Below are 20,017 nucleotides of genomic sequence, written 5' to 3'. Positions count from 1 at the left end.
GTTTTTCATACAAGACCATTACGTTTTGCCAGCTCGATAAGTTCCACCAGCGAATGGGCTTTCAGTTTTTGCATGAGGCGCTTTTTGTAAGTGCTCACGGTTTTGTTGCTTAAAAACATGCCGGCTGCAATGTCCTTGTTTGTTTTGCCTTGTGCGAACAGCTTCAGAACCATAAGTTCCCTGTCGTTGACAAGTTTGAATAACTCGATTTCAGATGAGTTGTTGTGATCGTTTGTTTCAGAAGTCAATGCCTGGCTTGGAAAATAGTTGTAGCCAGAAAATACCGCTTTTATTGCACTGGTAAGCTCACTCAGCTCTTCTTGTTTGCACACATACCCGGCTGCACCGGATTGCATGCAGCGCATGGCGAAAAGTGTCGGTGACTGCGATGTGAGAACCAGCGTCTTGAGGGCTGGGCTTATTGAGCTGAAGCGTGACAGCACTTCCAGGCCATCGAGTTTGGGGATGCTGATATCAAGAATTACCAGATCAGGAGTGCACTCGCGGATCATCTGCATGGCGTCTACTCCATTGTCGGTTTCTCCGACTATTTCATAACCTTCATGTTCTAACAACATGCGAATTGCGAGCCGGATTACAGGATGGTCGTCGACAATAAATACGGTGTTCATATTGATTCCCCATAAGGTGCTGAATAGAAAGCGCGACCTTAGCTCAGATGTAAGAGCTGGGGCAGGAACCGGGGAGCCTACAAACGTAGTATGGGAATTATCCTACGCAAAATAAGGCGATGGCTCACTAAATACACAAGGGGAGAGGCGTATTTAAATGCGCGTTTAAAGATTTTTTGAGTTTAACGCTGGGCGCGCGAGTATATTTCTTTCTTGTGTATGGAAAAGTCTTACTTGCTACTTCATGTGGTAAACATAGTGTTTGATCAAGTGGAGCTGCGTGCCCTCCCTGTTTGGCAGGGGAGGGCAGCGGTTGTCAGGCGGGGGGTGGAGTGACCTGTCATTGCTCTGGCCATTTCAGTGGCATAACTGTCGGTCATGCCGGCAATAAAGTCGTTGATGCGCATAAACGATCGATGTAATGGCCACTGTGGGTCGGGAGCATTGTTGCCCAGCAAATCGAGGATTCGACGGTTTTTGAACGATGGGGTACGACCGCAATGCTGCGAAAGCGCGGCGCCACAGAATGCATTGAGGAGGATTTCCAGGGACGTATAGGCATCCATTTCATGCAAGGTTTTGCATTTGTCCTGGAAGATTTTTTTGCGTGCCATGTCTTTGTTGTCCAGCACGCAACGTGGCCGTGCCGTGCATATGCTCGACCAGATCCCCTGGTGCCAGCAGTGCTTGCTGTTGTTCGACAAAAGCCCGGGCAGCGGCGTTGGTCAGATGTTCGATGGCCTTGCCGCGCAGTATTGCCCGTTTTCGCCGTCGTGAGTCGTTGGGGCCAAGCAGGCGAAAAGTTTCAGGCAAATCATCGCCCACCAGGTTCAGCAGCAGGGACTCGACACATGGAGAAGCTGCGTTTGCGTTTGGGAACCTCTCTTGGTGATAAATGGACAAGGCTAGTTACATCATTGCAGTTTTGGATATTTTGAAGAGGCCATGATCTGCCGTTGAGGGTCTTCAGGTTTAGAGTATATATGTGTTTGGTGGGTTGGTTTATGTAAGGTTTTCCTTAAGTAATAAGTGTTTTTTATGTGCGGTGAACTCTATTTACTTCCTGTTGACTGGCTATAGGCGGCAAAATACCCAGTTCCTTTTGTTTAGTCAGGTTGGGCTGTTAGGGGGGTGTTTATAAGTCGTGATTTTTCTCTAACTGTTATAGCTTGTCGAGTGAGCTGGGGTGTTTGTAATCTGTACTTTAGTCAGGGGGGGATGCTAGCTGTAAGGGGTTGTTAAATTTCCTGTTGCTGTTTGTCTGTCAGGTATAGCAGTGGAGAAGTTATTAGCAGGTTGTGAATTTATTTTTGTGTAGGGGGTAGTGGCATTTTACAATCAATCGTTTTGTGATAGGATTTGTCCGTTCTAGCGTTGATTGGTTTATGCAATCTATTAAATGGAAAAGGAAAAAATGGATAAAATTATAAGTGTTGTATTTGCGTCGTTGATTGCGGTTTCGTCGTTTGCAGCATCAGCAGAAACCTTTGAGCGAGTAGAACTTGATAAAGATAGAACCAGTGTTCAGTACGCAGGCCCTATTAAGTCAGTCACTAAATCGCTTGAAGGTTATAAGTGGCTTGGTCAATCAGATGACATGAATGGTGGCGTGGTTTTTGAACCCCATGTAAATAATAGTTTTGGTAAAAATGACACTGAAACGGGTGGGGCTATAATGGTAAGAGCTACTTACTACCTTTATGATAAGCCGGTTAAAGAAGCTTTGATGATTGCCCGTCAAAGCCAAGTTGCGGGGTTTGTTGAGTTTTATAGTTTGGACTCAAGAGAGCTTCAACTTCACATAAGAATGGTGGGTGCTGACACCTTTCAAGCTTTTTCTAGCGATGACCAATATTAAAATCCAGCGAAAAACCTAATGACTTACAAAAAAGTTGAAGAGTTTAATAAGAGTAATTATAAAGACAAGCTTAAATCCGCGAGAGATAGTGGTATGATTTTCTAGTAAAGAGAGATAAGAAGGGCTAATCGAGCAGTCTTGTTTATTGTTTAAAGCTTTATTGGGCTGTGTAGCCGATTAACTAAAAAGGAGAGATAAGTGAAAATAATTGGATTGTGCTTCGCAGTAGTATTGGCTACTTCATCTTCTGTTGCTAGTGCAGAAACATTTGAGCGTGCAGAACTTGATAAAGATAGAACCAGTGTTCAGTATGCTGGACCTATCAAGTCAATCACTAAGGCTCTTGAAGGTTACAGATGGCTTGGTCAATCAAAAGACATGAATGGTGGTGTGGTTTTTGAACCTTATGTAAACACTCGTTTCGGTAAAAATGACACTGAAACGGGTGGGGCTATAATGGTAAAAGCTACTTACTACCTTTATGATAAGCCGGTTAAAGAAGCTTTGATGATTGCCCGTCAAAGTCAAATTCCGGGATTTGTTGAGTTTTATGGTTACGAATCGAGAGAACTTCAACTGCATATTCGGATGGTTGATGACAGCACCTTCCAAGCATTTGCAAGCGATGACGAATATCGTAAGCCGGACAAGTTAATGACTTACAATAAAGTTGAGAAATTCAATGAGAGTTATTACAAGGATCAGTTGGAGTCGGCAATGGATGACGGTACATTTTTTTAATAAATAAGTATAAAAAAGACTATTTAGATAGTCTTTTTTTGTATTCGTATTTAAATTGGTGGCATTGTTTGTGTCGTAGGTGGATGGCTATTGTTCGGGTTGATGCTCGGGCTTTGCGATAATATAAGTTGATACGGGTTAAAGTGTGTTTTGAAATATTGTTTAAGTAAGCTATGCTGGATGTTGTATAAATGGTTTGAGAGGTAAGCATGGGAAGCATGAGTTGGGACAAGTTGCTGAATAACACCCGTCTTGGCGGTCGTCCTCCTAAATCTGAGCTAGGCCGTTCACCTTTCCACTCAGACCACGACAAGGTTATTTTCTCCGGAGCTTTCAGACGCCTTGCCAGAAAGACTCAGGTTCATCCTCTTGCCACTAATGACCACGTTCATAACCGTCTCACACATAGCTTGGAAGTGGCTTGTGTAGGCCGTACCCTGGGGGTGAGAGTAGGCCAGGAACTTCTGAATGAAAGACTTATTCCTGAGCAACATTCAGCTTCTGATATTGGTGATATTGTCCAGACTGCTTGTCTCGCTCATGACATTGGCAACCCTCCCTTTGGGCATACAGGTGAAGAAGCTATTCGTCACTGGTTCACCAATGATGTTGGGGCGAAGATAATAGAGCAATTGCCTTTTAATGAAGCTACTGATTTACGTAGATTTGAAGGCAATGCACAAGGGTTTAGGGTTTTAACGACCTCGGAATATCATCCCTATGAAGGGGGGATGCGTCTTACTTATGCGTCGCTTGGCGCTTTCATTAAGTATCCTTGGCTTGCTGGTGATGCTGTTAATGGGCAAAGACCTATTCAGAACAAATATGGTATTTACTGTTCTGAATTGGGTTTGTTCAATGAAGTGGCGGACGCTACTGGCTTGTTAAAGCTGGGTGATGGTTGGCGGTGTCGCCATCCACTGGCTAACTTGATGGAAGTGTCTGATGATTTTTGCTACGCCATTCTTGATTTAGAGGATGGTGTAGAGATGGGTATCCTTGAGTGGGATAAGGTCTTTGAAATACTGTGCCTTGTCCTTGATGATCACCAGAAGAATCAGTTAGTCAAAGAAATTCAAGGCATGAAGGTTGGCCGTAGGCTCTCTATGATTCGTGGGAAAGTTATTTCAGCTTTTGTAGATGCTGGAGCGACTGCTTTCATGAATAACCATAATGAAATCATGACTGGCAAGGTTCTAGGTATTTTAGAACTTTGTGATAAGAATGTCCGTGAGTGTGTAGCCGCCGCCAAAGGTCTTGCGCGTGATGAAATCTTCCAGCATCCCAGGAAGGTTGAGTTAGAAATAGGGGCTTATAGCACTATATCTACGCTGTTAAACGTTAGCTGCTCTGCTGCTTTGGAATATGTCAGAAAGGGCGGTGTAGCTGATTCGAAGACGAGAAGGGTGGTAGAGCTTCTTGGGCTGGACTTGAATAATTTAGACGCCAGTGGGGGTGTTTCCAAGGAGTACGGTGCAATGATGCAGGTTCTGGATTACGTGAGTGGCATGACCGATAACTATGCCATGCACTTGGCTCGACAGTTTAATGGTATGGGCGGGGAACGTTGAGCCTGCGTGTACATATTAGGCAGCTGTTTTATTATGTGATTGCAAATGTGCTTTTCATTGAAAAGGCCACTTAAGTGGCCTTTTGTATCACAGTTCAGCTTTTAGTTTGTCGAATTCATTTTTTATTTCGCGAAGCATTAACTTGCGTCCCTCATTTGCTTTGGAATTTCCAATAATGGCAGAGATGGAAAATCCAACGGCAGTAAGGGCTGTTCCTACTACATAGCCAAACCATCCTTTGGCAATGTATACGCTAAGGGCAGTAACTGCGAGTCCGGCGGCGACAACAATTTTGTTGCCGTTATAGGTTTTGAATTCCCCGTGCTCGTAATACGTTTGCGTAACTGCAAGTGAGGCCAGGCTAAAAAATGTGCCTACGCCCGGCAATGCAAACATTATAAAGTCTTGAAAAGTAAAAGTTTCTCTTTCGCTAATATACCCGAGTGTGTAAATCTCTCCATTCGGGGTCACTTGATAGGCGACTGGTTCACCACTTTTAAAAGCCATTAGAATTTTTTTGCCAACAGGAGCATGTAAACTCTCGTCAATGAGGATCGCTGGCAGCAAGTCACCGTTCTGAAACTCAAGCAATGCCTCAAGCTTGACATGAGTTCCTATATTGTTACTAACTGAAACGTTGTTGCCTTGCTTAGTGGTTGTAACTGAGCCACTTGTGTGGGAGGTGACTGTTTTGTCCCTTAAAATGACTGCTGCACAATCGAACGCGGGCCTTCTACTCATGGCTATTCCTTAGCTTGCTAGCAATAAAAAAACGACTAACTCAAAAAATTAAGCGGGAGGCTGGCCTAATGCCATTATTTGATGAGGGCCAGGAACTTATCAAATTTCCAAAGCCTGATCAAGCGGCTGTAGAGGCTTCATTCTTTTATGCGTTCGTTAGAGGCTAACAGGATAGGGTTTCGCTGCTGCGCCAGAGGCGTAGAGCAGGTGACTTATAGGCAGGCGATGGCTAGTGTCTTTGTTTTGCTGGTGATGCAAACAACCGTAAATCCCTAGTCAGTTCGAACGGGCTGTTCGAAGGGTGGTGTATCGGCTCTATAATTGTCCTGACAAAAACCGAGGTTATTCCTAAGTGGTACAATTTCGTCTTCTTGTTCTTATATATTCTTATTTGTAACTAGTTGGCTGTTGACCCTGTAATAAGGTCGTTTTTGGCTGCGGAGCCTAAATACAGTTCGCTCGGTAGCAGCCGAACCGGTGCTTCTTGTCACCCAGGGAGCGGCCGACGCAACTGACTTCGAGGGAGTGGGTGAGGCGGGTGTGGATATGGTCGTTGCTGTTGACCGGATGGACCTGTGTTTTGCGCCCCAGCAGCTTCTCGTTTCAGAACGGATGACGCAAGTGGAGGCATGATCAGGGGCGCCATCTGTGGCAGCGGGCTTGCTCACGATGCAGGCAGCGCGGTGTTTCAGTCAAACCGCGTCGATGCCATCGCGAGCAAGCCCGCTCCCACAGAAGGAGGGGGGGAGGCTTTCTGTTCAGGGCTTGCGCGAGGCCTGGATCACCATCTTGATCAGTGGTATCAAGCCAGTGGTCAAGCTGATCCAGCGTGACGTGCCCCCGGTGTTTTTGCTTTTGGCGCCTCTGCCGGTCAGGAACCCGAGCAGGGTGACAATCCCCACACCCCACAAGGGTGCATGCTTGATCCCCAGGGTTTCCTGCCAGTTGCTGGTCATTCCGCGCATTTTTTGCAGGGGTTGCAGCAGTTGTTGCGACTCATGACGAATCTCCTGACGGTGCATTTCCATGCGCAGGCGGATCAAGGTTTTGCGCAACTCCTGGCGTGAAGCATTTTTCGGCAATTCAGGCAGGCTCATGGCAACAAACGCTCGCGGTCTTTGGCCAGCTCTTCAAGCGTGGCATTGAAAGGAGAGGATTCATCGAATATCGCGGCGTTGAGGCGCAGCCCGCAGAACACCGCGGCCAGTGTATAAAACACACAAAGCCCGATAATGCCGGGGATGCGGTAGCTGTCCCAGAGCAGGATCATCACCAGCGCCGACAGTCCGATCAGCAGCAACAGCGCGAACACCAGTGCCAGCCCGGCAAACAACAACAGGCTGACGGTGCGTGCCTTCTGCTCTTGCAGTTCGATGCCCAGCAATTCGACATGGCTGTGCAACAGACCCAGGAATGCGGCACCCAAGCGCCGCGGTGAGGAACGGGGGGAACCGGATTCGTCTGTCATATCAGCGCCGGGTTGCCAGCAGGCCCAGAACAAAGCCGATACCGGCCGCGATGCCCACAGACTGCCAAGGGTTTGCCTGCACATAATCTTCGGTGGCCACCACAGCCGCCTGACTGCGGTCTTTCAACGATTCCTTGGTTTCTTCCAGGGTTGCGCGGGCCTTGAACAGGCTGTCCTTTATCTGGGCGCGCAGTTCTTCAGCCTGGTCACCGGCCAGGGACGCGGTGTGTTCCAGCAACTTTTCGGCATCGAGTACCAGCGTCTGGAAATCGGCCATCAGGATTTCTTGAGCATTCTTTGCTGTTTTACGGGCCATGATTCACTCCATTAGTGGCTTGATAATCGTTCGAGTGTAGGCCTTCGGTGAAGGTTCACTCGTTTCCTTGGCATTGCTTACGCTGTTGGATGGGCAATGCCAGAGATGTCTTTTGTGTACAGAGGCAAAACCTTACCTTAAATCAGTCGTTTTCGCGGGGGATTGCAGCTTCCCGCGCGTCTTCGCTTTCAAAACAGCCTTCGAGCAGGTGATAGCGGTCATGGCGTACCTGGTCGACCCGGCGTTGCACGATTTTTTCTGACAGGCCCAGCAAAATCAAGGCATGGGAGGCGAGCATCAGGCTCGACTCGAGCAATTCCGGTACCACTTCAGTTGCCCCGGCGGCCTTCAGCTCGGTGAGCTGGCTGTCATCGCGGGTCCTGACCAGGATAGGCACTTCGAGGGTAATCAGCCGGGCTTCCTTGAGTACGCTCATGGCCACCTCGGTGTTGTCCACGGCAATCACCAGCAGTCGCGCACGATCCAGGCCTACAGCGCGCAGCAGATCACCCCGGCGGGCGTCGCCGTAGTGCACGCAGCTGTCCGCTTTAGCTGCTTCCTCAATGCGATCGGGGTCGTAGTCCAGCGCGACAAAGTCCTTGTGTTCGCTGCGCAGGAAACGGCCAATGGACTGGCCCACGCGGCCATAGCCGCACATCACCACGTGCCCGTGCAGTTCGGCGTTTTGGCTGGCGATTTCTTCCAGCTCCGCCTCTTCATAGGATTGCCGGTGCAGGCTGGCTGCGATAAGTGGCGCGGCGCGCAGCAGCAGGGGTGTCAGCAGCATCGAGCAGAACGTGGCGGCCAGCAGATAGGCAGCCATATCCGCCGGGATCAGCGAGTTGCTCTGCATCTGCGCCATCAGGGCAAAGCAGAACTCACCGCCCTGGGCCAGGGCCAGGCCACTGCGCCAGGCGGTTTCTCCGTCGCTGCCACGCAACTTGACCAGAATCGCGACCACGGCACCCTTGATCAGCATCAGGACCAGGGTCAGGCCTAAAATCAGGAAACCGTGGTGAATGAAAAGCTGCAGGTCGATCAGCATGCCGATGCTGACGAAAAACAGACCCAGCAGAATGTCCCGGAAAGGTCGGATATCGGCTTCAATCTGGTGTCGATAGTGGCTTTCACCCAGTAGCATGCCGGCCAGGAAGGCGCCGAGCGCAGGGGACAGGCCCAGCAGGTGGGTGAGCCAGGCGGTGAGCAGCACGATCACCAGCGCCAGCAACACAAACAGCTCTGCCGAGCGCGACGCCGCCACCTCGTGGAACAGGCGCGGCAGCAGGAAGCGACTGGCAAACAGCAGCCCCAGAAACAGGATCACAGTCTTGCCCAAGGTAACCGGCAAGGCCCAATACCAGGCCTGGTCGCTGCTGCCGGCGAACACCGGCACCAGGGTCAGCAACAGTACCGCGACCACGTCCTGAAACAGCAGTACGCCAATGGCATTCTGACCGTGACGGCTGAAGATTTCCCCCAGGCTAGTCAGCTCTTTACTTACGATCGCCGTGGATGACAGGGCGAGTCCGGCACCGAGCAGGAACGCGCCGTTAAGGCTCATGCCAAAGGCATACAGCAGGCCGCCCAGCGCCACTGCCGAACACAGCACTTGCAGGCTGCCCAGGCCAAATACCACCCGACGCAGCTTGAGCATCTTGGGCAGCGAGAACTCCAGCCCCAGGGAAAACAGCAAAAACACCACTCCAAGCTCTGCCAGGTCAGGCAGGTCGGGGCTGTCATTGATCCAGTCGAGGGCGGTGGGACCTACAAACAGGCCGACACACAGGTAACCCAGCACCGGCGGCAGCTTCAGGCGCCGGAACAGGGCAATGACCACCAGTGACGAGGCAAGGATGATTAACAGATTGGCAAACACGAAAGGCTTCCTTGGCAGGTCGGGAAAAAGGTCGCGAGCATCCGGCAAATACGAAGGTCTGTCGCTGATGTGGGTCAAGCGTAGTCGCAAGCAGGGGAATAGAGCGATTGTATTGGCAAATCAGGCATACGGCTGCGGCTATCTGCTACGGGTCGACGTCACCGGGCCAGGCTCTTAAGATAAACACTTTATTTCTAAGGTCGTTATTTATGCCTCCCGAATGCCAATTGTTCGGCACCCTGGGTTGTCACCTGTGTGAACTGGCCGAAGCGGTTTTAATGCCCTTGGTCGAGCATGGGTTGATGGTCGAGCTGGTCGATATTGCTGACAGCGACTCGTTGTTTGAAAGCTACGGCTTGCGTATTCCGGTATTGCGCCGGGTCGATACGGGCCAGGAGTTGGGCTGGCCGTTTGATACTGCGCAGGTGGTCAATTTTCTTGGATAAACCTGCATAATCACCGGCTGCATTTTCCGCTCGAGACCCTTTATGTCGTCCCAGCCTTTCATCGCCGCCGAGCATCAAGCCAGTACCTTGCACCTGCCGCCAGGCAGATGGTTGACGGTGCTCGACTGCCTGAGTGAACACTTCAGTGCCATCAGCCGCGAACAGTGGCTTGACCGTATCGCCCGTGGCCGGGTGCTGGATGCCGACGGTGCGCCTATCAGCCCGCAGCTGGCGTACCGGGAAGGCCTGCGCATTCATTACTTTCGCGAAGTGCCCAACGAAACGCCCATTCCGGTGCAGGAAACCATCCTGTATGCCGATGAGCATCTGGTGGTGGCGGACAAGCCGCACTTCCTGCCGGTGACCCCGGGCGGTGAGTATGTCGAGCAAACACTGCTGCGGCGCTTGATCCGCACCCTGGGCAACCCCCATCTGGTGCCCCTGCACCGTATCGACCGGCACACGGCGGGCCTCGTGCTGTTTTCTGCCAATCCGGACACTCGTTCGGCGTATCAGTCGTTGTTTCCCACGCGCAAGATCGACAAACGCTATGAGGCCATTGCTCGCGCATTGCCTGAACTTGAGCTGCCGCTGGTGCATAAAAGCCGCCTGGTGGAGGGCGAGCCTTTTTTCCGCATGAAAGAAGGGCCGGGCGTCAGCAATACCGAGACCCTGGTCGACGTTTGTGAGAAAAACGGTGAGTTGTGGCGTTATGCGTTGTACCCCGTCACCGGGAAAAAGCATCAGTTGCGGGTGCATATGGCGGCGCTGGGGGCAGGGATATGCAATGACCCGTTCTACCCGGACGTGATCAGGGACGCTGTCGATGACTATGCCGAGCCGCTGAAACTGCTGGCCCAGAGTTTGCGCTTTGTTGATCCGCTCACGGGAGAAGCACGCTTGTTCGAGAGCAGGATTCATCTGGACTGGTAAAACAAAACCCGCACTAGGCGGGTTTTGTTTTAAGTCCAGAGAGCGGTATTACAGCTCTTTAACGGTACGAATCTGGTCTTTGTTGATGCGGGTTTCTTTACCGTCCAGTTGCTTGAACTGGTAGAAGCCTGAGTCGTCATCGTATTTTGGCGCGTCGACAGTCTGGATTTCGCGACCGTCGTTCAGGGTGATCACCGAAGGCGAGGAGCAGCCGGCAAGGGCGGCCATGCCAGCAGCGAGCATCAGGGCGGCGAGAGTCCGGTGAGTCATTGTGTATCTCCAACAAGTGAATGTGCTGTTAATGATTACTGTCCTTGAGACGTATACATCGTCTGCAAGTTCCATTGCTAGCCCCAGGCAGACACTGGCGCGGATTATTTCAGCCAGTCCGGGGTATTGAAATTGGCCAGCCGCGGGTCATTTTCGGCGCATTGCCAGGCCCGTGCATTGAGCTGGAGCATGATTTTGCGCGGGCTGCGTTCACCTGCCTGCCAGGCTGCCTCGAATGCATCTTTCAGGGCTGTGGGGATCACGCACAACAGCGGTTCCCAGTGCTCCCCGTGGCGCACCATCAGCGGCTGATCGGGATGTTGAGCGGCAGCGCCCAGCAGGGCATCGAGCAACCCGCGGTCGATTTTCGGTACATCGCAGGGCAACACCAGCAAGTGTGAGTGGCGGGCCACGGCCAGCCCGGCGCGGATCCCCGCCAACGGCCCGGCAAAGTCATCATTGCCATCACTGACCAGTTGATCGGCCAGGCGGGTGTACTGTTCGTGGTTGCGATTGCACGAAATGATCAGGTCATCGGTCAGCGGGCGGGTGACGCGCTGGGCATACGCGATCAGCGGCTGACCCTGCCATCTCACCAGCCCCTTGTCCTGACCGCCCATGCGCTGGCCACGGCCACCTGCCAGCAGCAAGATGGAGCATTGAAACCGGTTCATATGGAACTCCGCGCAACCAGGCAAAAGAAGCGCTGTGATATAACACCGGGCTGTTTCTCCTACAACTGGACCTCGTCTATGAAAGCCAAGGTTGATGCACCTTTCGTACCTTTGAATATCGCCGTTCTTACCGTCAGTGACACTCGAACCCTGGAAACGGACACTTCGGGTCAGGTTTTTGTCGATCGCCTGCGTGATGCCGGGCACAACCTGGCGGCACGGGTGTTGCTCAAGGATGACCTGTATAAAATCCGCGCCCAGGTCGCCACCTGGATCGCCGACGATGGGGTGCAGGTGGTGCTGATTACCGGCGGCACAGGTTTTACTGCACGGGACAGCACGCCAGAAGCCGTCAGTTGTCTGCTGGACAAGCAAGTAGATGGCTTTGGTGAACTGTTCCGCCAGATCTCCGTGGCCGATATCGGCACTTCGACCGTGCAGTCCCGGGCTCTTGCCGGCTTGGCCAACGGTACGCTGGTGTGCTGCCTGCCAGGTTCGACCAACGCTGTACGCACCGGTTGGGACGGGATATTGGCCGAGCAACTGGATTCCCGTCATCGCCCCTGCAACTTCGTCGCCCACTTGAAGCAGGCACCGGCCTGTGAAACCCGTGGATAAGCCGGGCCGAACTGGCGCGCTGATGCCCGTCGAGGTGGCACTTGAGCGTTTGCTGGCACTGGCTGAGTCGGCGCCGATCCTTGACACCGAATCGGTTCCGGTGGGCGCAGGGGATGGCCGCGTACTGGCCCACGACTTGATTGCAAGCCTTGATCTTCCCCCTTGGCCCAACAGTGCAATGGACGGTTATGCGTTGAACCTGGGCGACTGGTCCGGGGATCCGCTAACCGTTAGCCAGCGAATTTTTGCCGGTACTGCCCCGGAGCCACTGGCGCCAGGCACCTGTGCACGCATTTTTACTGGTGCCCCGGTACCTGCGGGCGCGGACTGCGTCGAAATGCAGGAAAATACTGTGGTGCAGGCCGACGGACGAGTGGTATTTACCCATGCCTTGCGTGCAGGTCAGAACATTCGTCCTAAAGGGCAGGAAACCACCATTGGTGAGGTAGTCCTTACTGCGGGGACGCGCTTGGGGCCGATCGAGCAGGGGCTGGCAGCATCCCTGGGCTGCGCCGAGCTGCGAGTCATGCGACGGGTCAAGGTGGCGGTGTTATCCACTGGCGATGAACTGATCGAGCCCGGGCAGCCGTTGGGCCCGGGGCAAATCTACAACAGCAACCGCATAGTGCTGTGCAGCTGGTTGGCGCGCATGGGTTGTGAAGTGGTCGATGGGGGGATTCTGCCTGATGACTTGCCCGCCACCCGCCAACGCTTGGGTGAGTTGGGAACGGTTGACCTGATTTTATCCACCGGCGGAGTGTCGGTCGGTGAGGCAGACTTTTTGGGCATTGCGTTGCGCGAAGAGGGCGAGCTGGCGCTGTGGAAATTGGCAATCAAGCCGGGCAAACCCCTGACCTGCGGGCATTTTCGCGGTGTGCCGGTGATCGGCCTGCCAGGTAACCCTGCCTCGACTCTGGTGACGTTCGCGTTGCTGGCAAGGCCTTATCTGCTGCGCCTGCAAGGCGTGCAGGCTGTCGAACCGCTGAAGTTCCAGGTGCCTGCAGGATTTGTCTGGCCCAAGCCGGGCAATCGACGCGAGTACCTGCGCGGGCGTTTGGAGCAAGGGCGTGCGGTGATTTACAAAAACCAGAGTTCAGGCGTGTTGCGCAGCGCGGCATGGGCTGAAGGGCTGGTGGAAGTCCTTGAGGATTGCACCCTGGCCGAAGGCGACCGGGTGGGGTTTATCCCGTTGAGTGAAGTGCTGGGCTAGCACTGTTGCGTCACCCGTGGGGGCGGGCTTGCTCGCGATTGCGGGTGATCGCCATCGCGAGCAAGCCCGCTCCCACAATGATCTCAGACAGGCGCGCGCCCATAGATATCAGTCAGGCGCACGATGTCGTCTTCGCCCACATACTCGCCGCTTTGCACTTCGATCATGACCAGTTCAGCCTCCCCGGTGTTGCCCAGCCGGTGTGGGCTGCCGGGTTTGATAAAGGTGGACTCGTTGGTTTCGAGGGTGAAGTCCAGGCCATCATTGTTCACTTCGGCCCTGCCACTGACCACGATCCAGTGTTCGCTGCGCCGTTGGTGCACCTGCAGGGACAGCGCGGCTCCGGGCTTGACCACGATGCGTTTGATCTTGAACCCCGGACCTTCCTCCAGCACGGTGTAGGTGCCCCACGGGCGGGTCACAGTGCGGTGCAGGCGATAGGCGTCGTGGCCCTGGAGTCTGAGTGTTCGGGCGATGTGCCTGACGTCCTGGCTGCGTCGGGCGTCGGCCACGAGCAGAGCATCCGGCGTATCGATAATGATCAGGTCGTTTAGTCCGACCCCGCCCACCAACCGTTTCGGCGAATCGATGTAGCAGTTGTGTACATCGTGCAGTACGTTTTCGCCAGTACACTGGTTGCCATTGGCGTCGGCCGGGGTCAGCTCGCGCACCGCCTGCCATGAGCCTATGTCACTCCAGCCCAGCTGGCAGGGCACCACGGCAACTTTTTGCGAGCGCTCCATCACGGCGTAGTCTATGGAGATATCGGGCACCAGGGCGAAACTCTGGCTGTCCAGTTCGAGGTGGCGTTGTTGTTTGCCCTCAAACATCTGGCTGTGATCAAGGCAGTGGGTCACGGCATCCAGTACCAGAGGCGCATGGGCCCTGAATTCTTGCAGTACGCTGTCGGCGCGCATGCAGAACATGCCGCTGTTCCACAGATGCAGGCCGCCGTCGAGGTAGCCCTGGGCCGTTTTGGCGTCCGGTTTTTCAACAAACTGCGCCACTTCAAAGCCATCCTGGTTCAGCTTCTGGCCTTTTTCTATATAACCAAAGCCGATTTCGGCCCGGGTTGGCAGTATGCCAAAGGTCACCAGCCAGCCCTCGTCGGCCAGTTTGCGGGCGTTGTCGACGGCCCGGCCGAAGGCGGCAATATCGGTGATCAGATGGTCGGCGGGGAGCACCAGCAACTGCGTATCACCGCCGTAGCGCCGCGCAATCTGCAAGGCGGTTGCGGCAATCGCCGGGGCAGTATTGCGGCCAAATGGCTCGAGGATAAAGTCCAGTTCGATGTCGTCCATGCTCTGTGCGCGGTAATCATCAAGCGTGCGAAAAAACACCTCCCTGTTGGTTACGGTCAGCAACGGGCCAACGTCACGCAGGCCGGTTGCGCGGGCAAAGGTCTTTTGCAGCAGGCTCTGACCATCGGGCAGGCACATAAAGGGCTTGGGCATGGCCTCGCGCGACACTGGCCATAGCCGGGTGCCAGCGCCACCGGCGATGATGCAGGGAACCAGTGTGCTCATACAGAACGCCTCTAGAATCATTGGACAACTTACAGGGGTTGAAGTCTGACCGGTTCTGCGCTTTTGATCGAGCCGTGAAGGTTAAATCACGGGTGCATGGGCCTTTTCGGTCTGGCTGTTGTCCAAGCAATCAGACCGTTATGTCGAGGGATGGAATATGAGTGCAGGTAAGGCTTTTTTGATTTTGCACGGCAAGCAGGCGCTCAACGAGGACGTGCGCGCTGCCGTTGAGCAGCAGCGGGCGGCGGGGTGGGAACTGGCGGTGCGGCTGACCTGGGAGGCCGGGGATGCGCAGCGTCTGGTACGCGAGGCGCTGGAGGGCGGCTACACCCGGCTGATTGCCGGTGGCGGCGATGGCACTTTGCGTGATATTTGCGAGGCGATGGCACTGGCCGATACCGAGGCCAGTCTGGTGCTGTTGCCGTTGGGCACCGCCAATGACTTTGCCCGGGCGGCCGGTGTGTCCCTGGAGCCCGCTCAAGCCCTGGCCTTGCTCGATGTGCCAGCCTGTCCCATCGATCTGGGTGAAGTCGACGGCCAGTTGTTTTTGAACATGGCCACCGGTGGCTTTGGTAGCCAGGTCACGGCCAATACCTCCGAAGACCTGAAAAAGGTCCTGGGCGGCGCTGCCTATCTGTTTACCGGGCTGTCGCGCTTTACTGAGCTGCACGCGGCCTATGCCGAGCTACAAGGGCCGGACTTTCACTGGCAAGGCGAGTTGCTGGCGCTGGGCATCGGTAACGGTCGTCAGGCCGGGGGCGGGCAAGTCCTGTGCCCTGAGGCGCTGGTCGATGATGGCATGCTGGATATCAGCATTTTGCCTGCACCCACGGAAATCGTCGGCACGCTCAAAAGCCTGATGACCGAAGGCTGGGGGCTGGATAACCTGTTTGTCCGCGCGCGTTTGCCCTGGGTCGAGATCAAGGCCGCCGAAGGGCTGGCGATCAACCTCGATGGTGAGCCGCTTGCGGGCGATGCGATGCGCTTTGCCGTGCGCAAGGGCGCTTTGAAGGTCCACTTACCCCAGGGGTCGCCTTTGCTGGGCCAGTCAGAACTGCGGGTTGGTTGATAGCTAAACGATATCAAGGTCCTGGGAATCCGGCCGATAAGGTCAGGCATCAAGTACCTACCCCAGGAGTTACTCATGGCCGGCATTCTCGACACGGTAGACCAGCGCACTCAACTGGTCGGTGAAAACCGACTGGAACTTCTCATGTTTCGTCTGGCCGGCAGGCAGTTGTTCGCGATCAACGTGTTCAAGGTGCAAGAAGTCCTGCAATTGCCAAAACTGACCTTGATGCCGCACCGCCATCCCCATGTGTGCGGCGTGGTCAACCTGCGCGGTAAAACCCTGCCGGTGATCGACCTGTCCCAGGCCATCGGCATGCGTGCGCTGGTGCCGGGCCCGGACAGCACCATTATCGTCACCGAGTACAACCGCTCGGTGCAGGCCTTCCTGGTGGGCGGGGTTGACCGTATCGTCAATATGAACTGGGAGGCCATCCTGCCTCCACCCGCCAGTGCCGGGCGCAGTCATTACCTGACGGCCATCAGTAAGGTCGAGGAGCAATTGGTCGAGATCATCGACGTGGAAAAAGTTCTTGCCGAAATCGTGCCGTACAACGCCAAAGTCTCGCGCGAGAAGCTTGCCGATCCGATCTTCGAGCAAGTGCGCGGGCGTGAAGTGCTGCTGGTCGACGATTCCAGTGTAGCGCTGGCGCAACTGCGTGAAACGCTTTCGCAACTGGGGGTCAAGATGCATATCGCCAGCGATGGTTTGAAGGCGCTGAACATGCTCAAGGGCTGGGCCGATACAGGGCAGGTAATGACCGACAAGTTGCTGATGATCTTCACCGATGCCGAAATGCCGGAAATGGACGGTTACCGGTTGACCACTGAAATCCGTAATGACCCGCGTTTGCGCGCGCTGTATGTGGTGTTGCATACCTCGTTGTCCGGCAGCTTTAACGAGTCGATGGTGAAAAAGGTCGGGTGCGACAATTTTCTGTCCAAATTCCAGCCGGACAAGCTGGTGGATGTCGTACGTCAGCGCCTGATACTGGACCAACAACCTGCATGAAGTCCCGCACCTTTGCATCAGTGATCGGCTCGTATACTGTGGCTTTTTTAACCCCGCAGGGAGCTGAGTCATGCTGCGTCTAAGCGCGCTTTATCGTTTTCCACTTAAATCCGGCAAGGGTGAAAGCTTGCCTCTGGCCACGCTGGACAAGCTGGGGCTGGTGGGCGATCGACGCTGGATGTTGGTGGATGAAGCCAGCGGGCGGTTTCTGACCCAGCGTGCCGACCCCAAAATGAGTCAGCTGTCTGCGCTGTGGAATGTCGCCGGTGGCTTGACCCTGAATGCCGAAGGGTTCGAGGCACTGGAGGTCACAGTGCCGGATGCCGACACCGACCTGCGTGGCGTGACGATATGGCGCGACACCTTGCGTGTACCGGATGCAGGGGATGCTGCTGCTGACTGGCTAAGCCGCTTTGTAGAAAAGCCGGTGCGGCTGGTGCATGTACCACTGCAAAGGGCGCGCACCACGGAGTCGGGCTACGGCCGGGATGATGACCAGGTTGCGTTCGCCGATGGTTATCCGCTTTTGCTGATTGGCCAGGCATCGCTGGATGATATTTCGCACAAGATCGGCCGGCCGATGGACATGCTGCGCTTTCGCCCCAACCTGGTGATCGAAGGCAGCGAAGCCTTTGCCGAAGACGGCTGGAAGCGTATCCGCATCGGCGATGTCGAGTTCCGCGTGGTCAAGTCCTGCTCGCGCTGCATCCTCACTACTGTTGATCCGCATACAGGGGTGCGTGATGAACAGCGCGAACCGCTGGCGACCCTGATGACCTACCGCAAGCAGGAAAACGGCACCATGTTCGGTCAGAACCTGGTTAACGAGGGTAATGGCGTTCTGGAAGTCGGCATGCCGGTAACAATCCTGGAGTAGCCAAGCCCTGTAGCAGCTGCCTCGTTCCTTCGGCAGCTGCTACAGGCTACCTGTCACTGATCATCAAAATAGCGCTCATGCCAGTCCACTACAGGCTGTGGCGCATTGAGCTTTTGCCCGTAGATCACCGAATAAGACAACACGTTCTGCACGTACTGGCGGGTTTCGTCGAACGGGATGCTCTCGATCCACACGTCGAAGCCCAGGTGGTTGGCACCCTTGAGCCACTGGCGCACACGTCCCGGCCCGGCGTTGTAAGCCGCTGAAGCCAGCACCCGGTTGCCGTTGAACTGGCCATGCACCTGGCTCAGGTAAGCGGCACCCAGCTGGATGTTCTTGTCGGGGTTAAGCACTTGCTGCGGCGAGGCCAGCGGGATGCTGAATTTTCGTGCGGTCTCTTTGGCGGTGGCGGGCATCAACTGCATCAGGCCGCTGGCGCCAACGCCGGAGCGGGCGTCATCCATAAAGGCACTTTCCTGACGGGTGATGGCGAATACCCAGCTGGAGTGCAAGCCGCGGAGTTTGGCTTCGCGCACCAGGGTATCGCGGTGGGCCATCGGGAAGCGAATGTCCAGGTCATCCCAGTACTGGGCCTGGCTGATGGTGCGGATAGCCGGGAAATACCACTTGAGGTCGTAAGCCAGCTTGGCCTGGGCGACCATTTCGTCACGGCTGAACAGGCGACTGACGTAATACCACTCACGACGACCATCGACCACCTGGCCGCGGTCATGGAATTCAAGTGCGCGCTGCACGCCTGGCGTATTGCGCACTTTTTTGATCAGTTGCGGGCTGAGCACCAGCGGCCGGTTGTTGAGTTGATAAGGGGTTTGCGCCCGGTCAGCGGCCAGGAACCCGTAGAAATCACGTTCGTTGGCGACTTTTTTGAACAGGACCTGAGCTTGCGGGTTTTTGGGTTCGGCCAGTTCAAGGCTGCGGGCCTGCCAGTAGCGCCAGCGGCTGGTGGTTGCCAAGTCTTGTGGGAGTTTGCGGGTGAGCTGGTAGGCATCTTCCCAGCGGCCCAGACGCAGCAGCAGACGCAGGCGCCACTCGGTGACGGTATTGTCCCGCAGTTCGGGGTCGTACTGGGTCATGATGTCCAGGCCGCGGCTGTCGTAGCGGCGGGCGAACGTCAGGCCGATTTCCCGGGCGATGGCGACTTTTTCATCGCGGGAAAAATGCATGTTGGTGGCGTAGGTGTCGAGCAGGGACGCGGCTTTTTCCGGGTCCTGACGTGCCAGGCGGCGCAGGCCCAGGCCTACGGCGTCAGACATGGCCTCGCTGGCCGGGGCAAAACGTGACGGCTGGCTGAGCATGTCGGGTTTTTGCGCCACGTCAATCATCAGCCGGGCTTGTGGGCCAAGCGTATTGAGGCCGTTGGCGAGTTGCGTGGCCAGGGCGTAATTACGTGCTTCAGCGGCCAGTTTGACCCGCTGCCAGCGTTTTTGCTCGGTCAGCTGGCCTGCCGCGGCCCATTGGCTGAACAGGGCATCGCAGGCGGCCGGTTGCGCCTTGCCGACCATCCAGAGTTTTTCTGCGCTGGCATAACCCTCGGCCTTGCGGTTGTGTTGCAACTCATATTGGCCGTTGAGGCAGTCCAGCTCGGTGAAGTTGAGCTTGGGGTCGTAGTACTTTGCGAAAGTGGCCCAGTCGCCACGGTCTGCCAGCCAGCGCAGCCAGCGCAGTTTCATCCAGTTGGCTTGCGGCAGGTCGCCATGTGCGGCGAGAAACTGTTCGATTTCTGTGTTGCTTGCGGACTTCAGGCGTGCGGTCAACTCGTCATAGGCCAGATACGGCGTAAGCGGGTAGCTGCGCAAGGCTGCGGAATTTTGAAAGTAAGGGCCGGAATCGCCTTTGGCCAGGGCGCGCTTGGCCTGGTCGTAGAGCTGGCGTTGTTGGGTCAGGTCTGCGCCATGGGCGGCTTGCACGGCGCAGCTGGTGAGAAGCAGGCAGGATAAAAAGTTGAAGAGACGACTGCGCATGAGGCTTCCGTACTGATAAAAAACGTGACGAGCGCAGGCCGAACCTGCACTGATTATTTCGTAGCTTAGCCTTTTGCCAGCGACGCGTGAACGTCTTGGCGGCCAACCATAGCAACTTGGCACTAAATGAAGGCAAGACGGCACCGTACAAGAAATACCCGGCCGCCCGGGGGTTCAAATCAGGTAGAATGCGCGCCC

General features: G+C 55.0%; 20 protein-coding genes and 1 pseudogene. 10 read left to right on the top strand and 11 right to left on the bottom strand.

Features of this window, described 5'->3' with window-relative positions:
* Positions 1–5 precede the first annotated feature (5 nt).
* The gene (locus HBN79_RS11010) at positions 6–632 is read right to left on the bottom strand and encodes a response regulator transcription factor (RefSeq protein WP_095002233.1); all 627 of its coding nucleotides are present in this window, start codon (positions 630–632) and stop codon (positions 6–8) included.
* Between the two features lie 266 nt (positions 633–898).
* Positions 899–1,481, bottom strand: a pseudogene (locus tag HBN79_RS11005) (deoxyguanosinetriphosphate triphosphohydrolase); the annotation flags it as partial.
* Positions 1,482–2,031: 550 nt separating this feature from the next.
* Between HBN79_RS11005 and HBN79_RS11000 the strand changes: the two are divergent.
* The 3 genes from HBN79_RS11000 (at position 2,032) to HBN79_RS10990 (ending at position 4,802) form a co-directional block, all read left to right on the top strand.
* A complete protein-coding gene (locus tag HBN79_RS11000) occupies positions 2,032–2,490 on the top strand; it encodes a hypothetical protein (protein WP_169916718.1) in 459 nt (152 codons plus the stop codon).
* A 198-nt stretch (positions 2,491–2,688) separates the two neighbouring features.
* On the top strand, positions 2,689–3,231 hold the full coding sequence (locus HBN79_RS10995; protein ID WP_095026081.1) for a hypothetical protein: 543 nt from the start codon (positions 2,689–2,691) through the stop codon (positions 3,229–3,231).
* Between the two features lie 218 nt (positions 3,232–3,449).
* Complete coding sequence (locus HBN79_RS10990; protein ID WP_095019392.1) at positions 3,450–4,802, top strand: deoxyguanosinetriphosphate triphosphohydrolase; 1,353 nt, start codon at positions 3,450–3,452, stop codon at positions 4,800–4,802.
* An 87-nt stretch (positions 4,803–4,889) separates the two neighbouring features.
* On the opposite strand, the gene HBN79_RS10985 is transcribed toward HBN79_RS10990, so the two are convergent.
* The 5 genes from HBN79_RS10985 to HBN79_RS10965 all read right to left on the bottom strand — a co-directional run bounded on the left by HBN79_RS10985 (position 4,890) and on the right by HBN79_RS10965 (position 9,203).
* Positions 4,890–5,543, bottom strand: a complete 654-nt coding sequence (locus tag HBN79_RS10985; RefSeq protein ID WP_095002231.1) for a hypothetical protein — start codon at positions 5,541–5,543, stop codon at positions 4,890–4,892.
* A 758-nt stretch (positions 5,544–6,301) separates the two neighbouring features.
* Positions 6,302–6,640, bottom strand: coding sequence for a hypothetical protein (locus HBN79_RS10980; RefSeq protein ID WP_095002230.1), 339 nt, complete (start codon positions 6,638–6,640; stop codon positions 6,302–6,304).
* A complete protein-coding gene (locus tag HBN79_RS10975; RefSeq protein WP_095002229.1) occupies positions 6,637–7,011 on the bottom strand; it encodes a phage holin family protein in 375 nt (124 codons plus the stop codon). The genes HBN79_RS10980 and HBN79_RS10975 overlap by 4 nt, the downstream gene beginning before the upstream one ends.
* A gap of 1 nt (position 7,012) precedes the next feature.
* A complete protein-coding gene (locus tag HBN79_RS10970; RefSeq protein WP_095002228.1) occupies positions 7,013–7,327 on the bottom strand; it encodes a YqjD family protein in 315 nt (104 codons plus the stop codon).
* A gap of 142 nt (positions 7,328–7,469) precedes the next feature.
* Entirely contained in the window at positions 7,470–9,203 is a 1,734-nt protein-coding gene (locus HBN79_RS10965; RefSeq protein ID WP_095002227.1) for a monovalent cation:proton antiporter-2 (CPA2) family protein, read from the bottom strand.
* Between the two features lie 209 nt (positions 9,204–9,412).
* Here HBN79_RS10965 and HBN79_RS10960 point away from each other — a divergent pair, with 209 nt between their 5' ends.
* Positions 9,413–9,649 carry a glutaredoxin family protein gene (locus HBN79_RS10960; RefSeq protein WP_095002226.1) on the top strand — a complete coding sequence of 79 codons (237 nt, stop codon included), beginning with the start codon at positions 9,413–9,415 and terminating at the stop codon, positions 9,647–9,649.
* 42 nt (positions 9,650–9,691) lie between these two features.
* Positions 9,692–10,582, top strand: a complete 891-nt coding sequence (locus HBN79_RS10955) for a pseudouridine synthase (protein WP_169916717.1) — start codon at positions 9,692–9,694, stop codon at positions 10,580–10,582.
* Positions 10,583–10,630: 48 nt separating this feature from the next.
* On the opposite strand, the gene HBN79_RS10950 is transcribed toward HBN79_RS10955, so the two are convergent.
* Complete coding sequence (locus HBN79_RS10950; RefSeq protein ID WP_095002224.1) at positions 10,631–10,852, bottom strand: YgdI/YgdR family lipoprotein; 222 nt, start codon at positions 10,850–10,852, stop codon at positions 10,631–10,633.
* A gap of 104 nt (positions 10,853–10,956) precedes the next feature.
* On the bottom strand, positions 10,957–11,526 hold the full coding sequence (gene mobA / locus HBN79_RS10945; protein ID WP_095023999.1) for a molybdenum cofactor guanylyltransferase MobA: 570 nt from the start codon (positions 11,524–11,526) through the stop codon (positions 10,957–10,959).
* A 78-nt stretch (positions 11,527–11,604) separates the two neighbouring features.
* Between mobA and moaB the strand changes: the two genes are divergently transcribed.
* Both moaB and glp read left to right on the top strand, forming a co-directional pair.
* Entirely contained in the window at positions 11,605–12,144 is a 540-nt protein-coding gene (gene moaB / locus HBN79_RS10940) for a molybdenum cofactor biosynthesis protein B (RefSeq protein WP_095002222.1), read from the top strand.
* Complete coding sequence (gene glp, locus HBN79_RS10935) at positions 12,128–13,354, top strand: gephyrin-like molybdotransferase Glp (protein ID WP_095026084.1); 1,227 nt, start codon at positions 12,128–12,130, stop codon at positions 13,352–13,354. Before moaB ends, glp begins: the two co-directional genes overlap by 17 nt.
* An 83-nt stretch (positions 13,355–13,437) precedes the next feature.
* On the opposite strand, the gene HBN79_RS10930 is transcribed toward glp, so the two are convergent.
* A complete protein-coding gene (locus tag HBN79_RS10930) occupies positions 13,438–14,880 on the bottom strand; it encodes a mannose-1-phosphate guanylyltransferase/mannose-6-phosphate isomerase (RefSeq protein WP_169916716.1) in 1,443 nt (480 codons plus the stop codon).
* A gap of 157 nt (positions 14,881–15,037) precedes the next feature.
* Between HBN79_RS10930 and yegS the strand changes: the two genes are divergently transcribed.
* The 3 genes from yegS (at position 15,038) to HBN79_RS10915 (ending at position 17,837) form a co-directional block, all read left to right on the top strand.
* On the top strand, positions 15,038–15,949 hold the full coding sequence (yegS, locus tag HBN79_RS10925; RefSeq protein WP_095023996.1) for a lipid kinase YegS: 912 nt from the start codon (positions 15,038–15,040) through the stop codon (positions 15,947–15,949).
* 75 nt (positions 15,950–16,024) lie between these two features.
* Entirely contained in the window at positions 16,025–16,960 is a 936-nt protein-coding gene (locus HBN79_RS10920; protein WP_095019373.1) for a chemotaxis protein CheV, read from the top strand.
* A 70-nt stretch (positions 16,961–17,030) separates the two neighbouring features.
* Positions 17,031–17,837 carry an MOSC domain-containing protein gene (locus HBN79_RS10915; protein WP_095020295.1) on the top strand — a complete coding sequence of 269 codons (807 nt, stop codon included), beginning with the start codon at positions 17,031–17,033 and terminating at the stop codon, positions 17,835–17,837.
* Between the two features lie 53 nt (positions 17,838–17,890).
* Here the strand turns inward: HBN79_RS10915 and HBN79_RS10910 are convergent, their stop codons facing one another.
* Positions 17,891–19,819, bottom strand: a complete 1,929-nt coding sequence (locus HBN79_RS10910) for a transglycosylase SLT domain-containing protein (RefSeq protein ID WP_095019371.1) — start codon at positions 19,817–19,819, stop codon at positions 17,891–17,893.
* Between the last annotated feature and the right edge of the window lie 198 nt (positions 19,820–20,017).

The sequence above is a fragment of the Pseudomonas sp. WS 5051 genome, from assembly GCF_012985715.1.
GTDB lineage: Bacteria > Pseudomonadota > Gammaproteobacteria > Pseudomonadales > Pseudomonadaceae > Aquipseudomonas > Aquipseudomonas bubulae.
This window is presented reverse-complemented; position numbering and strand designations above follow the sequence as displayed.

Bases quoted from the DNA above. Each gene is read 5' to 3' on its own strand.
- HBN79_RS10955 (WP_169916717.1), top strand. From the start codon at position 9,692: ATGTCGTCCCAGCCTTTCATCGCCGCCGAGCATCAAGCCAGTACCTTG.
- HBN79_RS10920 (WP_095019373.1), top strand. From the start codon at position 16,025: ATGGCCGGCATTCTCGACACGGTAGACCAGCGCACTCAACTGGTCGGT.
- HBN79_RS10985 (WP_095002231.1), bottom strand. From the start codon at position 5,543: ATGAGTAGAAGGCCCGCGTTCGATTGTGCAGCAGTCATTTTAAGGGAC.
- HBN79_RS11010 (WP_095002233.1), bottom strand. From the start codon at position 632: ATGAACACCGTATTTATTGTCGACGACCATCCTGTAATCCGGCTCGCA.
- HBN79_RS10960 (WP_095002226.1), top strand. From the start codon at position 9,413: ATGCCTCCCGAATGCCAATTGTTCGGCACCCTGGGTTGTCACCTGTGT.
- HBN79_RS10980 (WP_095002230.1), bottom strand. From the start codon at position 6,640: ATGAGCCTGCCTGAATTGCCGAAAAATGCTTCACGCCAGGAGTTGCGC.
- moaB (WP_095002222.1), top strand. From the start codon at position 11,605: ATGAAAGCCAAGGTTGATGCACCTTTCGTACCTTTGAATATCGCCGTT.
- yegS (WP_095023996.1), top strand. From the start codon at position 15,038: ATGAGTGCAGGTAAGGCTTTTTTGATTTTGCACGGCAAGCAGGCGCTC.
- HBN79_RS10975 (WP_095002229.1), bottom strand. From the start codon at position 7,011: ATGACAGACGAATCCGGTTCCCCCCGTTCCTCACCGCGGCGCTTGGGT.
- HBN79_RS10915 (WP_095020295.1), top strand. From the start codon at position 17,031: ATGCTGCGTCTAAGCGCGCTTTATCGTTTTCCACTTAAATCCGGCAAG.
- HBN79_RS10990 (WP_095019392.1), top strand. From the start codon at position 3,450: ATGAGTTGGGACAAGTTGCTGAATAACACCCGTCTTGGCGGTCGTCCT.
- HBN79_RS10950 (WP_095002224.1), bottom strand. From the start codon at position 10,852: ATGACTCACCGGACTCTCGCCGCCCTGATGCTCGCTGCTGGCATGGCC.
- HBN79_RS10970 (WP_095002228.1), bottom strand. From the start codon at position 7,327: ATGGCCCGTAAAACAGCAAAGAATGCTCAAGAAATCCTGATGGCCGAT.
- mobA (WP_095023999.1), bottom strand. From the start codon at position 11,526: ATGAACCGGTTTCAATGCTCCATCTTGCTGCTGGCAGGTGGCCGTGGC.
- HBN79_RS10930 (WP_169916716.1), bottom strand. From the start codon at position 14,880: ATGAGCACACTGGTTCCCTGCATCATCGCCGGTGGCGCTGGCACCCGG.
- HBN79_RS10910 (WP_095019371.1), bottom strand. From the start codon at position 19,819: ATGCGCAGTCGTCTCTTCAACTTTTTATCCTGCCTGCTTCTCACCAGC.
- HBN79_RS11000 (WP_169916718.1), top strand. From the start codon at position 2,032: ATGGAAAAGGAAAAAATGGATAAAATTATAAGTGTTGTATTTGCGTCG.